Annotated in this window: 11 protein-coding genes; 7 read left to right on the forward strand and 4 right to left on the reverse strand. The window is 57.6% G+C overall.

Features of this window, described 5'->3' with window-relative positions:
• Window positions 1-80: 80 nt before the first annotated feature.
• A complete protein-coding gene (gene ppc, locus LQ945_RS12660; protein WP_270100899.1) occupies window positions 81-2,717 on the forward strand; it encodes a phosphoenolpyruvate carboxylase in 2,637 nt (878 codons plus the stop codon).
• A gap of 167 nt (window positions 2,718-2,884) precedes the next feature.
• On the opposite strand, the gene metF is transcribed toward ppc, so the two are convergent.
• The 3 genes from metF to metB all read right to left on the reverse strand — a co-directional run bounded on the left by metF (window position 2,885) and on the right by metB (window position 7,603).
• Window positions 2,885-3,778: a methylenetetrahydrofolate reductase gene (metF, locus tag LQ945_RS12665; protein ID WP_269936096.1), complete on the reverse strand. Its 894-nt coding sequence runs from the start codon at window positions 3,776-3,778 to the stop codon at window positions 2,885-2,887.
• A 226-nt stretch (window positions 3,779-4,004) separates the two neighbouring features.
• Window positions 4,005-6,440, reverse strand: a complete 2,436-nt coding sequence (locus LQ945_RS12670; RefSeq protein ID WP_262242464.1) for a bifunctional aspartate kinase/homoserine dehydrogenase II — start codon at window positions 6,438-6,440, stop codon at window positions 4,005-4,007.
• A 2-nt stretch (window positions 6,441-6,442) separates the two neighbouring features.
• Complete coding sequence (gene metB, locus LQ945_RS12675) at window positions 6,443-7,603, reverse strand: cystathionine gamma-synthase (RefSeq protein WP_020837533.1); 1,161 nt, start codon at window positions 7,601-7,603, stop codon at window positions 6,443-6,445.
• A 317-nt stretch (window positions 7,604-7,920) separates the two neighbouring features.
• Here metB and metJ point away from each other — a divergent pair, with 317 nt between their 5' ends.
• Complete coding sequence (gene metJ / locus LQ945_RS12680) at window positions 7,921-8,238, forward strand: met regulon transcriptional regulator MetJ (RefSeq protein WP_012147461.1); 318 nt, start codon at window positions 7,921-7,923, stop codon at window positions 8,236-8,238.
• Between the two features lie 77 nt (window positions 8,239-8,315).
• Here the strand turns inward: metJ and rpmE are convergent, their stop codons facing one another.
• The gene (gene rpmE, locus LQ945_RS12685; RefSeq protein ID WP_012147462.1) at window positions 8,316-8,531 is read right to left on the reverse strand and encodes a 50S ribosomal protein L31; all 216 of its coding nucleotides are present in this window, start codon (window positions 8,529-8,531) and stop codon (window positions 8,316-8,318) included.
• A 199-nt stretch (window positions 8,532-8,730) separates the two neighbouring features.
• Between rpmE and priA the strand changes: the two genes are divergently transcribed.
• The 5 genes from priA (at window position 8,731) to hslU (ending at window position 15,239) form a co-directional block, all read left to right on the forward strand.
• Window positions 8,731-10,926 carry a primosomal protein N' gene (gene priA / locus LQ945_RS12690; RefSeq protein ID WP_270100900.1) on the forward strand — a complete coding sequence of 732 codons (2,196 nt, stop codon included), beginning with the start codon at window positions 8,731-8,733 and terminating at the stop codon, window positions 10,924-10,926.
• Between the two features lie 288 nt (window positions 10,927-11,214).
• On the forward strand, window positions 11,215-12,243 hold the full coding sequence (gene cytR / locus LQ945_RS12695) for a DNA-binding transcriptional regulator CytR (RefSeq protein ID WP_020837535.1): 1,029 nt from the start codon (window positions 11,215-11,217) through the stop codon (window positions 12,241-12,243).
• Between the two features lie 65 nt (window positions 12,244-12,308).
• Window positions 12,309-13,259, forward strand: coding sequence for a cell division protein FtsN (gene ftsN / locus LQ945_RS12700; protein ID WP_269936093.1), 951 nt, complete (start codon window positions 12,309-12,311; stop codon window positions 13,257-13,259).
• A gap of 102 nt (window positions 13,260-13,361) precedes the next feature.
• Window positions 13,362-13,892: an ATP-dependent protease subunit HslV gene (hslV, locus tag LQ945_RS12705; protein WP_012147466.1), complete on the forward strand. Its 531-nt coding sequence runs from the start codon at window positions 13,362-13,364 to the stop codon at window positions 13,890-13,892.
• Window positions 13,893-13,904: 12 nt separating this feature from the next.
• On the forward strand, window positions 13,905-15,239 hold the full coding sequence (gene hslU, locus LQ945_RS12710) for an HslU--HslV peptidase ATPase subunit (RefSeq protein ID WP_020837542.1): 1,335 nt from the start codon (window positions 13,905-13,907) through the stop codon (window positions 15,237-15,239).
• The last annotated feature ends 12 nt before the right edge of the window (window positions 15,240-15,251 follow it).

Here is a 15,251-nt window from a genome sequence, read left to right on the forward strand (position 1 = left end):
AGATGAAACAGGCGCTCTTCGCCTGACACGTGAAATTTACTTACAAGATAAAAATCATACAGAATTGGGTCAGGGGTTATATGAACGAACAATATTCGGCAATGCGAAGTAATGTCAGTATGCTCGGCAAATTGCTCGGCGATACCATCAAAGAAGCGCTGGGCGAGCATATTCTCGATCGCGTTGAAACTATCCGTAAGCTTTCCAAATCTTCACGTGCAGGCAATGAAGCGCACCGTCAGGAGCTGCTTTCCACCTTGCAAAACCTGTCCAACGACGAGTTGCTGCCGGTCGCGCGCGCCTTCAGTCAGTTTCTCAATCTGACCAATACCGCCGAGCAATACCACAGCATTTCACCCAATGGTGAAGCCGCCAGCAACCCGGAAGCGCTGGCTCAGCTGTTCACCCGGCTGAAAGACAAAAAACTCAGCACCAAAGAGCTGCAAAATGCGGTGTCTCAACTTTCTATCGAACTGGTGCTGACTGCACACCCGACGGAAATCACCCGCCGCACCCTGATCCACAAGCTGGTAGAGGTGAACACCTGCCTCAGCCAGCTCGACCATAACGATCTGGCCGACTACGAGCGCAACAAGATCATGCGCCGCCTGCGTCAATTGGTGGCTCAATCGTGGCACACCGACGAAATTCGCAAACACCGCCCGTCACCGATCGACGAAGCCAAGTGGGGCTTTGCGGTGGTGGAAAACAGCCTGTGGGAAGGGGTGCCGGCCTTCCTGCGCGAATTCAACGAACAGTTGGAAAACTCGATCGATTACAGCCTGCCGGCGGAAGCGGTGCCGGTGCGTTTCACGTCCTGGATGGGCGGTGACCGCGACGGCAATCCGAACGTCACGGCCGAGATCACCCGCCACGTGCTGCTGCTGAGCCGCTGGAAAGCTTGTGATCTGTTCACCCGCGATATTCAGGTGCTGGTGTCCGAACTGTCGATGACCGAATGTACTCCGGAACTGCGTGCACGAGCCGGTGGCGACGAGGTCCAGGAGCCGTACCGCGAAATCATGAAGCAGCTGCGCAGCCAGCTGATGAGCTCTCAGGCTTATCTGGAAGGCCGCCTGAAAGGCGAGCGCGTGCTGAAGCCGCACGACCTGCTGGTGAATAACGAACAGCTGTGGGAACCGCTGTTTGCCTGTTACCAGTCATTGCAGGCCTGCGGCATGAGCATCATCGCCAACGGTCAATTGCTCGATACCCTGCGCCGCGTGCGCTGCTTTGGCGTGCCGCTGGTGCGTATCGACGTTCGTCAGGAAAGCACGCGCCACACCGAAGCCATCGCTGAATTGACCCGCTATCTGGGCCTCGGCGACTATGAAAGCTGGTCAGAAGCCGACAAGCAGGCGTTCCTGATCCGCGAACTGAATTCCAAACGCCCGCTGGTGCCGTTGAAGTGGGAACCAAGCGCCGACACCCAGGAAGTGCTGGAAACCTGCCGGGTGATCGCCGAGGCGCCGGAAGGCTCGATTGCCGCCTACGTGATCTCCATGGCGCGCACCCCTTCCGACGTGCTGGCGGTCCATCTGCTGCTGAAAGAAGCCGGTTGCCCGTTCCCGCTGCCGGTCGCGCCACTGTTCGAAACCCTCGACGACCTGAATAACGCCGACGACGTGATGACCCAGTTGCTGAATATTGACTGGTACCGCGGCTTTATCCAGGGCAAACAGATGGTGATGATCGGCTATTCCGACTCGGCGAAAGACGCCGGGGTGATGGCCGCCTCCTGGGCACAATACCGCGCTCAAGACGCACTGATCAAAACCTGTGAAAAGGCCGGCGTAGCGCTGACCCTGTTCCACGGCCGTGGCGGTTCGATTGGCCGCGGCGGCGCGCCGGCGCATGCTGCGCTGCTGTCGCAACCGCCGGGCAGCCTGAAAGGCGGTCTGCGCGTGACCGAGCAGGGCGAGATGATCCGCTTCAAATTCGGCCTGCCGGAAGTCACCATCAGCAGCCTGGCGCTGTATGCCGGTGCAGTCCTGGAAGCCAACCTGCTGCCACCGCCAGAGCCGAAAAAAGAGTGGCGTACGCTGATGGACGAGCTGTCAGACACCTCATGCAAAATGTACCGCGGCTACGTGCGCGAAAACCCGGATTTCGTGCCTTATTTCCGCGCCGCAACGCCGGAACTGGAACTGGGCAAACTGCCGCTGGGTTCCCGCCCTGCCAAGCGCAAGCCAAACGGCGGCGTAGAGAGCCTGCGTGCCATACCTTGGATCTTCGCCTGGACGCAAAACCGCCTGATGCTGCCCGCCTGGCTGGGCGCCGGTGCCGGTCTGCAGGAAGCGGTGAAGGCCGGCAAGCAGGATCAGCTGGAAGCCATGTGCCGCGACTGGCCGTTCTTCTCCACCCGTATTGCGATGCTGGAAATGGTGTTCGCCAAGGCCGACCTGTGGCTGGCAGAATATTACGATCAACGTTTGGTGGACAAATCACTGTGGCCACTGGGCCAGCAGCTGCGCGACCAATTGGAAAGCGACATCAAGGTGGTGTTGACCATCGCCAATGACGCGCACCTGATGGAAGACCTGCCGTGGATCGCCGAATCCATTGCGCTGCGTAACGTGTACACCGACCCGTTGAACGTACTGCAGGCTGAGCTGCTGCACCGTTCGCGCCAGCAGGAGCATCCGGACGCCCGCGTTGAGCAGGCGCTGATGGTCACCATTGCCGGCGTTGCCGCCGGGATGCGCAACACCGGCTAGGTTAAGCGCCAAAGTACGGCTCCTGCTTGCAGGGGCCGTTTTTTTATCCCTCGCTGACGGATGCCTCATCTCAACAGGTTGCCCAGCAGCGGTATTGGAAGAAATTGCGCCCAACAAAAAGGGCGCTGCATTGACCCAGCGCCCTTCCCGATGATGAATAGAGTTAATTAGGCCGCGACCGGGCGCACACCCAGCGTATGGCAAATGGCGTAGCTCATCTCGGCGCGGTTGAGCGTATAGAAATGGAAATCCTTTACCCCTTCGCGGCTGAGGATCTTCACCATATCCATCGCGATATTGGCGCCGACCATTTTGCGGGTTTCCGCATCGTCATCCAGCCCTTCAAACATGCTGGTCATCCAGCTCGGTACGCGTACGTTGGTCATGGTGGCGAAACGCTGCAGTTGCTTGAAGTTGGACACCGGCAGAATGCCCGGGACGATTTCCACATCAATGCCGGTAGCGACGCAACGATCGCGGAAGCGCAGGTAGCTTTCCACATCGAAAAAGAACTGGGTAATTGCCCGGTTGGCGCCGGCATCGATTTTACGTTTCAGGTTAATCAGGTCCGCCTGCGGGCTTTTCGCTTCCGGATGCACTTCAGGATAAGCGGCAACCGAGATATCGAAATCGCCAACCTCTTTCAGCAGCGTCACCAAATCGGTCGCGTACATATCCGGCTTGCCGCTGCCCGGTGGCAGGTCGCCACGCAGCGCCACAATATGACGGATGCCACTGTTCCAGTAATCGGTCGCGATTTCACGTAGCTGAGCCGGGCTCGCATCGATGCAGGTCAGGTGTGGGGCCGCATCCAGACCGGTTCGGTCCTTGATCCCTTTGATGATGCTGTGGGTGCGATCGCGCTCGCCGGAGTTTGCGCCATAGGTCACAGAGACAAATTTAGGTTTCAGGCTGCTCAGACGATCAATGGATTGCCACAGGGTGTCTTCCATCTCGCTGGTGCGCGGCGGGAAGAATTCAAATGATACGTTAATCTGGCCGTTTAACTCCGCCAGACTCTGATTCAGCGCTTCCCGCTGGTTTGCGTGGAAAAAACTCATACCCTGCCCGCCTCTTGTCGATCGCTGTTCTGCTTGTTTTGATAAGCGTCTATACGTTTAGACGTCTAGATAGAAAATGCCGTATGTTGGCTAAAGAGTCAACAGGAAAGTGAGGGGAATACGATGATTAATCCTCACCCGTTAAGAGAAGGAATTTCATGTTCGCAACACAGAGAATTATGGCAGGAAAAACGAGGGGCGCGACGGATGCGCGCCCACAAGAAAATTAAAGCAGCTGCGCCAAACGGTTAAGGTCTGACTGGATCGCCCCGGCAGTGACGTCACGCCCGGCCCCTGGTCCACGGATCACCAGCGGATTGTCACGATACCAGCGGCTTTCGATAGCGAATACGTTATCGCAAGGCAGCAACGACGCCAGCGGATGCTCAGGGCGGACCGCTTCCACACCGACCCGCGCCTTGCCGTTGGCATCGAAGCGCGCCACATGTCGCAGCACCAGCCCCATTTCACTGGCGGCCTCAAAACGCTGCAGCATCTGTTGGTTCAACGCATCGCCATTTTCAAAGAACTGATCCACGGAGCCAAGCTCTGCGCCCGCAGGCACCAGCGACTCCACTCGCACCTGATTCGGTTCAATGTCGTAGCCCGCTTCGCGCGCCAGAATCACCAGCTTGCGCATCACGTCCTGACCGGAGAGATCGACGCGGGGATCCGGCTCGGTCAGCCCCTGTTGCCAGGCCTGATCCACCAGATCGGTGAACGGCACCGTGCCATCGAACTGCAGGAACAGCCAGGACAGCGTCCCGGAGAAGATGCCGCTAATGGCCAGAATGCTGTCACCGCTGTCGCGCAGATCGCGTACCGTATGGTTGACCGGCAGACCGGCACCGACGGTAGCGTTATACAGCCAGTGGCGGCCGGTCTTGGCAAAGGCATCGCGAATTTGGCGATAGTTGGCGCTACACGACGCTCCCGCCAGTTTGTTGGCGCTGATCACGTGGAAACCGTAGCTGGCGAAGTCCAGATACTGCTCGGCCAGATTTTCACTGGCGGTCACGTCCAGCACCACCAGATCGTCAAACGGATGCGCGCGCATCCACAAGAACAGCGACTCTTCGTCCAGTTCCTGCGCTTCATCTTCGAAGAAGGCCAATACGCGGCTGGCGTCCAGCCCGTCGTAATTGAGCAGGCTGCGGCGACTGTCCACCACGCCCGCCAGGCTGAACTCGAAGCCGCTGCGGGCGGAGATGTTTTTCTGTTCACGGGCAAACAGCTCCAGCCAGCGTGCGCCAATGTTGCCTTTGCCGAACAGCACCAGACCAATACGTTTTTCAGCGCGGAACAAGGTCTGATGCAGGCCCTGAATCAGCAGCGCGGTCGGCCCCTGACGCAGCACCGCCACCATGCTGATGCCATCCTCAGCCTGCCAGATAAACTCTACCGGTTGGTCTTTCAGTTGCTGATAGAAGCGATGGCTGTGCAGCGGATTTTTACAAACGCCGGCGCCTACCAGCGCCACCAGCGCCAAGCCTTCGCGCAGTTGCAGCTCACCCGGCAGCCCCGCGTTTTGCAGCGTGTGCAGGACGCTGTTCACCACTTCGGAGGTGTAGCACAGCTGAACCAGACTGCGGTCCGGATGAACTCCGACCGCCAGCGGTTTGATCTGCGCGCGTTTAAGCACCAAATCCAACTCTTGCTGCGCCAGTTTAAAATCATGCTGACCGGCAACCTGCAGCTCAATCAAACACACGTCGTCATGGCTGGTGACGATCTTCGCACCGGTGCCCGAGGCCAGCACGCGTTCGATACGCGTTGAACCCTGTTCCGGCTGATAACTGCAACGCAGTTGAAGATCGATATCGCTGCCGGATACCGGCTGCAAAGTACGGGTGTGCAACACCGGAGCCGCCAAACGCGCCAGTTCACTGGCTTCGTCCAGGCGCAGCAGCGGCAGCAGGCAGGCATCTTTCACCTTGCGTGGATCGGCGCTGTAGACCCCGGCCACGTCGCTCCAGATGGTCACACGCTCCGCACCGGCCAACGCACCGACCTGAGTGGCGGAATAGTCGCTGCCGTTACGTCCCAACAGCACGGTTTCGCCGGCGTCGTTACGTGAAATAAAACCGGTGACCACCAGGCGCTTGCCCGGGTGCTGCGCCAGCAGTTGTTGCAGCAGGGGATAAGAACGGCCTTCATCAACCTGCGGCTGAGCAGCACGTTCCGCCCGCAGGAAATCACGTGCGTCCAGCCAGGCCGCCTGCATATCCAGCTTGTTCAGTACCGCTGCCATCAGCCGCGCCGACCAGATTTCACCGTGGCCAACCACTTCGGCATAGATGACGTCGTCGAGCTTTTCGTCCAGCAACACGGCCAGACGCTCCAGATCCTGAATAAATTCGGCGATCAAGGGTTCCGCGGTTTCCGGCGGTAACAGACCGCTAATCAAATCGCTGTGATAACGACGCAGCGTCTGCTGTACCTGATGCGCAGAAAGGCGATCGCTCTGACTAAGCTTCAGCCAGCTAATCAGTTGGTTGGTGGTGCTGCCGGCAGCCGACACCACCATCATGTCGCCCGGCTGGCTGTATTCGGCCATGATCCCGGCCACCCGCAGATAACACTTCACGTCCGCCAGGCTGCTGCCGCCAAACTTGTGCAGTTGACGCCCGCTCACCGGCCCTGCTACCGCAATTGCATTCATGCTTACCTCGTTGCCGCCGCCTGGAAGGCTCGTTCCAGATCGGCAATCAAATCTTCACTGTCTTCAATACCCACGGAGATACGCAGCAGGCTCTCGGAAATACCGGCCGCCGCACGGGCTTCTGCCGCCATACCTGCATGGGTCATGGTCGCTGCATGCGAGATCAGGCTTTCTACGCCGCCCAACGATTCTGCCAGAGTAAACAGCTCAAGGGCAGACAGAAAACGGCGCAATAGCGCTTCATCACCGTCCAGTTCAAAGCTGAGCATCGCGCCAAAACCGCGTTGCTGACGACGTGCAATCTCGTGCCCAGGGTTCTGTGGCAGAGAAGGATGATACAGCTTTTTCACCAAGGGTTGCTGCTGTAAATAACTGACAATAGCTTCGGCGTTTTGTTGCGCCGCCTTGATACGCGGCGACAGGGTACGCATGCCGCGCAGCAGCAAATAGCTGTCAAACGCGCCGCCGGTCACGCCGATATTATTGGCCCACCACGCCAGTTCCACCGCCAGATCTTTATCTTTGGCGATCACCGCACCGGCGACCACGTCGGAATGGCCGTTAAGGTATTTGGTGCAGGAGTGCACCACCAGATCGGCGCCCAGCCCGATGGGCTGTTGCAGCGCCGGACTGAGGAAGGTGTTGTCCACCACCGTCAAGGCCCCCACTGCGTGCGCCGCATCGCATATCGCCGCAATATCCACCACGCGCAGCAGCGGGTTACTTGGACTTTCAATCAGCACCAGCTTGGGCTTTTGCGCCAATGCCTGCTGCAGCGCCTCTTCATTCCCCTGATCGACAAACAGCACGCGGTAAGCGCCACGCTTGCTGAGGCTGTCGAACAAACGGTAGCTGCCGCCGTAGCAATCATGCGGCGCCACCAGCAGATCGCCGGGCTGCAGCAATACGGTGGTCACCAGATGGATCGCCGACATCCCGCTGCTGGTCATCACCGCACCGGCACCGCCTTCCAGTTCCGCCAGCGCACGCTGAACCACGTCACGCGTCGGGTTACCGCGGCGCGAGTAGTCATGAGCACGAGGCTGATTGAAGTCGGTAAAATTATAGGTGCTGGAAAGGTGGATCGGCGGAACAACGCAGCCGTACTGTTCGTCATCGTTCAGGCCGCTACGTACGGCAATCGTGGCAGGTTTACGCGTCATAGGGTCGCTCGGCTCTCGGGATTCGGATGAATGAGGCCTAAAGATTAATCGCAGCGAGGATAGACGTCAATACATCTGGACATCTAAACTTCTTTGCGTATAGATTGAGCAAAGCCCTAATACCCGCTAAAATTATGCCAGTTTGATATGACGATACGATGTTAACCCGGAATGCATAGGCGACGCCTATTGATCGTCCGCATTCAGTGACCCTGGTCGCGTAAAATTGACATTTATTTAGTGAGAACAGTGAAGATCGGGCATAATTGGCCGGTTTTTAGAATTTTGTAATTTTTCTGACAAATTTAAGGTGTCCCATGGCTGAGTGGAACGGCGAGTATGTCAGCCCTTACGCTGAACACGGTAAAAAAAGCGAGCAAGTCAAAAAGATCACGGTATCCATTCCGCTGAAGGTCCTGAAAATCCTCACCGATGAACGGACCCGTCGCCAGGTCAATAACCTGCGCCACGCCACCAACAGCGAATTGCTGTGTGAAGCGTTTCTGCACGCCTTTACCGGCCAGCCGCTGCCGAACGACGAAGACCTGCGCAAAGAACGCAGCGATGAAATCCCGGAAGCCGCGAAGCTGTTGATGCGTGAATTGGGTGTGGATCCCGATACCTGGGAATACTAAGCGCCGGTCTGCGAAAGCAGACGGTAGAAACGAAAAAAGGCGCCGAAGGCGCCTTTTTCATCTGACGATAAGAAATCTTATTTCTTAGCGCCTGGCACGCTGAAACGCTTGTTGAAGCGGTCAACGCGGCCACCGGTAGCAACGTCACGCTGCTTGCCAGTGTAGAACGGGTGGCATTCGCCACAAACGTCCAGGTTCAGATCGTGACCCACGGTAGAGCGGATTTTGATCACGTTACCGCAAGAGCAGTTAGCAGTAACTTCTTCGTATTTTGGGTGGATACCTTGTTTCATGGGAAACCTCAGTTAAGGCCGTGTCGCTATCCAGCCCTGTTTCGCCAGACACCACACGTGGTTGATAATAAAATTTGGTATCGAATTATACCAAAGGCGGCAAATTATACAGAATTAAAAGTACCACGCAATCGGAACCGTACATTTGCCGATGCGCCGTGTAAACTGATGGACTGTTTTTTTACTCTGGATGACCTCAATGCCTGTTGTTCACGTTGCTTTGCCGGTACCCCTCGCCCGCACCTTCGACTATCTGCTGCCGCAAGGCCTGCAGCCTGCGGTCGGCGCGCGCGTAGGCGTTCCCTGGGGCAAGCAGCGGGCGATCGGTATCGTCACCGGGTGCAGCGAAACCAGCGAATTGCCGCTGGATAAGCTCAAACCGATCGACAGCGTGATCGACGACGCCTCCTTATTCTCTCCCAGCCTGTGGCGTATTCTTCGCTGGGCCAGCGACTATTACCATTACCCGATTGGCGAAGTGCTGTTCCACGCGCTGCCCATCCTGCTGCGTCAGGGAAAAGCGGCGGAAACGGCCCCGCTGTGGCAATGGTTCGCGACCGAACAGGGCCGTGCCACGCCGCCGGAAAGCCTGAAGCGTGCCCCCAAGCAACAGCAGGCGCTGGCGGCGTTGCTGCAACGCCCGGTTTATCGTCACCAGGTCAATGAACTGGCGTTAACCGAGAGCGCTTTGCAGGCATTGCGCACCAAGGGGCTGGTCGATTTACGGGCCCAGACGGTAGCAACGCAGGACTGGCGGCCCGGCTTTGAAGTGTTGGGCGAACGGTTACGTCTGAATACCGAGCAGGCAACCGCCGTGGGTGCCATCCGCAGCGAAGACACTCAGTTCGCCGCCTGGCTGCTGGCCGGGGTCACCGGTTCCGGCAAGACCGAAGTCTATCTCAGCGTGCTGGAAAACATTCTGGCAGCAGGCAAACAGGCGCTGGTGCTGGTACCTGAAATCGGCCTGACGCCGCAAACCATCGCCCGCTTTCGCGAACGTTTCAACGCGCCGGTAGAGGTGCTGCACTCCGGCCTCAACGACAGCGAACGGTTGTCGGTGTGGCTGCGCGCCCGCAGCGGCGAAGCGGCGATTGTCATCGGCACCCGCTCAGCGCTGTTTACCCCGTTTGCACGCCTTGGCGTGATCATCATCGACGAAGAACACGACAGCTCTTATAAACAGCAGGAAGGCTGGCGCTACCACGCACGCGATCTGGCGGTCTTTCGTGCCCGCGAGGAAAACATCCCGATGGTGATGGGCTCCGCGACGCCGGCGTTAGAAACGTTGCACAACGTGCAATTGGGTAAATATCGCCAGCTGAAACTCACCCAGCGTGCGGGCAACGCCAAACCGGCGGCTCAACACCTGATCGACCTGAAAGGCCTGCCGCTGAAAGTGGGTCTGTCGCAGCCGTTGCTGAAAAGCATGCAGCACCATTTGAAGGCCGGTAACCAGGTGATGCTGTTCCTTAACCGTCGCGGCTACGCACCGGCGTTACTGTGCCACGAATGCGGCTGGATTGCCGAATGCCAGCGCTGCGATCATTACTACACCTTTCACCAAAACCAACGTCAACTGCGTTGCCATCACTGCGACAGCCAGCGCCCGGTACCACACCAGTGTCCGCAGTGCGGTTCGACGCACCTGGTGTCGGTGGGGGTCGGCACCGAACAGTTGGAAAACGAACTGGCGCCGCTGTTCCCGGAAACGCCCATCACCCGCATCGATCGCGACACCACCAGCCGCAAGGGCTCGCTGGAACAGCACCTGGCGGATATTCACCGCGGCGGATCTCGTATTTTGATCGGCACCCAAATGCTGGCAAAAGGGCACCATTTCCCGGATGTCACGCTGGTGGCACTGCTGGACGTCGACGGGGCGCTGTTCTCGGCAGACTTCCGTTCCGCCGAGCGCTTTGCCCAGTTATATACCCAGGTCTCAGGTCGGGCCGGCCGGGCAGGTAAAGCCGGCGAGGTGTTGCTGCAAACCCACCATCCGGAGCATCCGCTGCTGCAAATCTTGCTGCAGCAGGGTTACGACGCCTTTGCCAAACAGACGCTGGCAGAGCGCAACAGCGTATTCCTGCCGCCCTATACCAGCCACATCATTGTCCGTTCGGAAGATCACGATAACCAACAGGCGCCGCAATTCCTGCAGCAATTGCGCAATCTGCTGGAGGCCAGCCCGCTGAAGGACGATTCGCTGTGGGTGATGGGGCCGGTTCCCGCGCTGCAGTCAAAACGCGGCGGTCGTTTCCGCTGGCAACTGCTGCTGCAACACCCTTCACGGCAGGTGTTACAACGGTTGATGAAAAGCACCCTGCCGTTAGTCGGTACCCTGCCACAGGCACGCAAGGTAAAATGGACGCTGGACATCGACCCGATAGACAGTTGATCCCAGAAAAGTCTGATTCAGTTCCTGCCAGGCAAACGTTTACCCTTGAAATTGCGAGCGAACGCTAAAAAACCTCCTCAGGTCACACTTTTTATGCAAATTAGGTAACAAAGGCAGGACATATTCTGTTTAGAATGTCTGTGAAGGCAATTTTGTCACCGCTGCACTACCGTGACCGAATGTTTAAGCGCGGATGGCGCTAAATCATAACAACTCCACCGCACGCCAGAATTTGTGAGCAAACTGAAGTAGTCGCGTTGGCATGGGGCTAACGCAAGGAGAAAGGCGTTGGAACACAAGAAAGAATTATCCATGGCAACCATGAAAGACGTTGCCGAAATGGCGGGCGTTTCAACGGCAACCGTGTCGCGTGCGTTGATGAATCCGGAAAAGGTGTCAACGCCGACGCGTCAGAAAGTGGAACAGGCCGTGCTGGCCGTAGGCTATTCTCCTCATGCTCTCTCCCGTAATATCAAGCGCAACGAATCCCGCACCATCCTGGTGATCGTTCCCGATATTTGCGATCCCTTTTTCGCCGATGTGATCCAGGGGATCGAGCAGACCGCGGCGCAGCAGGGCTACCTGGTGCTGATTGGCGACTGCGCACAGCAAAACCAGCAGGAACGCACCTTCGTCAATTTGATCATCACCAAGCAAATCGACGGCATGCTGCTGCTCGGCTCTAACCTGCCGTTCGACGCCAGCAAGGAAGAACAACGCAATCTACCGCCGATGGTGATGGCCAACGAGTTTGCCCCGGAGCTGGAACTGCCGACGGTACACATCGATAACCTGACCGCCGCCTTCGAAGCCGTGCATTATTTACATCAGCTCGGACACAAGCAAATCGCCTGTGTCGCCGGGCCTGAACAGATGCCGCTGAGCCATTATCGGCTGCAAGGTTACATTCAGGCGCTACGTCGTAATGGCATTAGCGTCGAAAGCAGCTATATTACCCGAGGTGATTTCACCTACGAAGCTGGCGCTCAGGCCCTGGCAGCGCTGATGGCGCAACCAAAACCACCGACGGCAGTCTTCTGCCATAGCGACGTAATGGCGATTGGCGTGCTGTCGCAGGCGAAAAAAATGGGGCTGCGGGTACCGCAGGACCTCTCCATCGTCGGCTTTGACGACATTAAACTGGCGCAGTATTGCGATCCGCCGTTAACCACGGTGGCTCAACCGCGCTACCAGATTGGCCAGCAGGCAATGCTGTTGTTGCTGGAGCAGTTGCACGGACAGAACGTGGCAAGCGGCTCCCGGCTTTTGGACAGTGAATTGATTATCAGAGGCAGCACGGCTGCCCCTAAACGCTAGTCAAATATTTTAGGGTTCAGTAACATGACGGACTTATCCCCTCATCAGGACACAGCGGAATAATAGTGGCACAAAAAGACTATGTAAGCCGTGGGCGCGCAGCAGGAGCTAAGCGAAAAACCCCCAGCCGTAAAAAACGCAGTTCTCCGAAGGTCTCCAAAACCGTGTTGGCGCTGGCCGTCGCACTTCTGGTGATATTTGTCGGTGGCCTCTATTTCATTACGCACAACAAGCCGGATGACGTACCGCTGCTGCCTGCGCACAGCAATCGTCCGGGCAACGGCCTGCCGCCGAAGCCGGAAGAACGTTGGCGTTATATCAAAGAGCTGGAGAATCGCCAGATTGGCGTACAAACCCCGACCGAACCGACGGCCGGCGGCGAAGCCAACTCCAAGACTCAGTTGACCGCCGAGCAGCGCCAACTGCTGGATCAAATGCAGGCGGATATGCAACAGCGTCCGACGCAGCTCAATGAAGTGCCGTATAACGACCCTTCACAGGCCGCTGCGCGTAACAACCGCCAGCAGCAACAGCAGATGCAACAGCAGCCAATCCAGCAGCAACAGGCCCAACAGCCGCAGGCGACTCAGCCGCGTAATCCGTTTAACAACGGCGCGACGACACAGCCAGTGCAGCAGCAGCCTAAGCCGCAACCTAAACCGCAGCCGGTCACACCGCCGCCTGCGCAGGTTAAGCATCCCGAGCCAAAGCCGCAGCCAAAACCGGAAACCAAGCCGGAAGTGAAGCAGGAAGCGGCCAAGCAGGAAACTGAAACCAAACCAGAATCGAAGCAGAAGTGGATGGTGCAGTGCGGCTCGTTCCGCGCCACCGATCAGGCAGAATCCGTGCGTGCACGCCTGGCGTTTGAAGGCATCGAAAGCCGTATTACCGCCGGCGGTGGCTGGAATCGCGTGGTGCTCGGCCCATACAGCAGCCGGGCTGCTGCGGACAAAACCCTGTCGCGCCTGAAGGGCGTGGGCATGTCAAGTTGCATTCCCCTCTCCGTTGGGGGTTGAAAAGCGTCAATCCCCCCCCATCTATACTCTCAATATGCCTCGTAGTGTCTGCGCAAGCAGATGCTGCGAGGGCTTCTTTCCGTCTTCAACGAGGGTCTGCTCGTGACAACAATTGTAAGCGTACGCCGCAACGGCCAGGTAGTGATCGGTGGCGATGGCCAGGCCACCTTGGGCAATACGGTAATGAAGGGCAACGTCAAGAAAGTGCGTCGCCTGTATAACGATAAAGTGATTGCCGGTTTTGCCGGTGGCACCGCGGATGCCTTCACGCTATTTGAGCTGTTCGAGCGCAAGCTGGAAATGCACCAGGGTCACCTGGTGAAAGCAGCCGTTGAATTGGCGAAAGACTGGCGTACCGACCGCATGCTGCGCAAGCTCGAAGCGCTGCTGGCCGTCGCGGATGAAAACTCATCGCTGATCATCACCGGCAACGGCGACGTGATCCAGCCTGAAAACGATTTGATTGCGATTGGCTCCGGCGGTCCGTACGCCCAGGCAGCCGCTCGTGCGATGTTGGAAAATACCGAGCTGAGCGCCCGCGAAATTGTTGATAAATCCCTCAACATCGCCGGTGACATCTGTATTTACACCAACCATTTCCACACCATTGAAGAATTGCCTTCCAAAGCGTAAGGATCGAATACTATGTCTGAAATGACCCCGCGCGAGATCGTCAGCGAACTGGACAGCTACATTATTGGCCAGAACAAGGCCAAGCGTGCCGTTGCCATCGCCCTGCGTAACCGCTGGCGCCGGATGCAGCTCAACGAGATGCTGCGCCATGAAGTCACACCAAAGAACATTCTGATGATTGGCCCTACCGGCGTCGGTAAAACCGAAATCGCCCGTCGTCTGGCGAAGCTGGCCAACGCACCGTTCATCAAGGTTGAAGCCACCAAGTTCACCGAAGTGGGCTACGTCGGTAAAGAAGTGGATTCCATCATCCGCGATCTGACCGATGCCGCGATCAAAATGGTGCGCCTGCAGTCAATCGACAAGAACCGCACCCGCGCCGAAGAACTGGCCGAAGAGCGCATCCTCGATGTGCTGATCCCGCCGGCCAAGAACAACTGGGGCCAGGCGGAAGAGCATCAAGAGCCTTCTGCTGCGCGTCAGGCATTCCGCAAGAAACTGCGTGAAGGCCAGCTGGACGATAAAGAAATCGAGATCGATCTGGCTGCCGCGCCGATGGGCGTGGAAATCATGGCGCCTCCAGGCATGGAAGAGATGACCAACCAGCTGCAGTCGATGTTCCAGAACCTCGGCGGCCAAAAGCAGAAACCACGCAAGCTGAAGATTAAAGAAGCCTTCAAACTGCTGGTGGAAGAAGAAGCGGCCAAGCTGGTGAACCCGGAAGAGCTGAAAGAACAGGCGATTGAAGCGGTTGAACAGCACGGCATCGTGTTTATCGACGAGATCGACAAAATCTGTAAGCGCGGCGGCCAGAGCTCCGGCCCGGACGTGTCTCGCGAAGGCGTGCAGCGCGACCTGCTGCCGCTGGTGGAAGGCTGTACCGTCTCTACCAAGCATGGCATGGTGAAAACCGATCACATTCTGTTTATCGCCTCCGGCGCATTCCAGACCGCCAGCCCGTCAGATTTGATCCCGGAACTGCAGGGCCGCCTGCCAATCCGCGTTGAATTGCAGGCGCTGACCACCGAAGATTTCGAGCGCATCCTGACCGAGCCAAGCGCGTCGCTGACCGAGCAGTACAAAGCGCTGATGGGCACCGAAGGCGTCAACATCGACTTCACCGCCGATGGCATCCGCCGCATCGCAGAAGCCGCATGGCAGGTTAACGAAAGCACCGAAAACATCGGCGCGCGTCGTTTGCACACCGTGCTTGAGCGTCTGATGGAAGATATTTCCTATGATGCGAGTGAAATTAATGGGCAATCCATTACAATTGATGCGGATTACGTACGTAATCATCTGGATGAACTGGTAGCGGATGAAGATTTGAGTCGTTTTATCCTATAATCGCTCAATCAT

Origin of the sequence: Serratia liquefaciens (genome assembly GCF_027594825.1) — a bacterium.
Classification (GTDB): domain Bacteria; phylum Pseudomonadota; class Gammaproteobacteria; order Enterobacterales; family Enterobacteriaceae; genus Serratia; species Serratia liquefaciens_A.

Bases quoted from the DNA above. Each gene is read 5' to 3' on its own strand.
- ppc (WP_270100899.1), top strand. From the start codon at position 81: ATGAACGAACAATATTCGGCAATGCGAAGTAATGTCAGTATGCTCGGC.
- metF (WP_269936096.1), bottom strand. From the start codon at position 3,778: ATGAGTTTTTTCCACGCAAACCAGCGGGAAGCGCTGAATCAGAGTCTG.
- LQ945_RS12670 (WP_262242464.1), bottom strand. From the start codon at position 6,440: ATGAATGCAATTGCGGTAGCAGGGCCGGTGAGCGGGCGTCAACTGCAC.
- metB (WP_020837533.1), bottom strand. From the start codon at position 7,603: ATGACGCGTAAACCTGCCACGATTGCCGTACGTAGCGGCCTGAACGAT.
- metJ (WP_012147461.1), top strand. From the start codon at position 7,921: ATGGCTGAGTGGAACGGCGAGTATGTCAGCCCTTACGCTGAACACGGT.
- rpmE (WP_012147462.1), bottom strand. From the start codon at position 8,531: ATGAAACAAGGTATCCACCCAAAATACGAAGAAGTTACTGCTAACTGC.
- priA (WP_270100900.1), top strand. From the start codon at position 8,731: ATGCCTGTTGTTCACGTTGCTTTGCCGGTACCCCTCGCCCGCACCTTC.
- hslU (WP_020837542.1), top strand. From the start codon at position 13,905: ATGTCTGAAATGACCCCGCGCGAGATCGTCAGCGAACTGGACAGCTAC.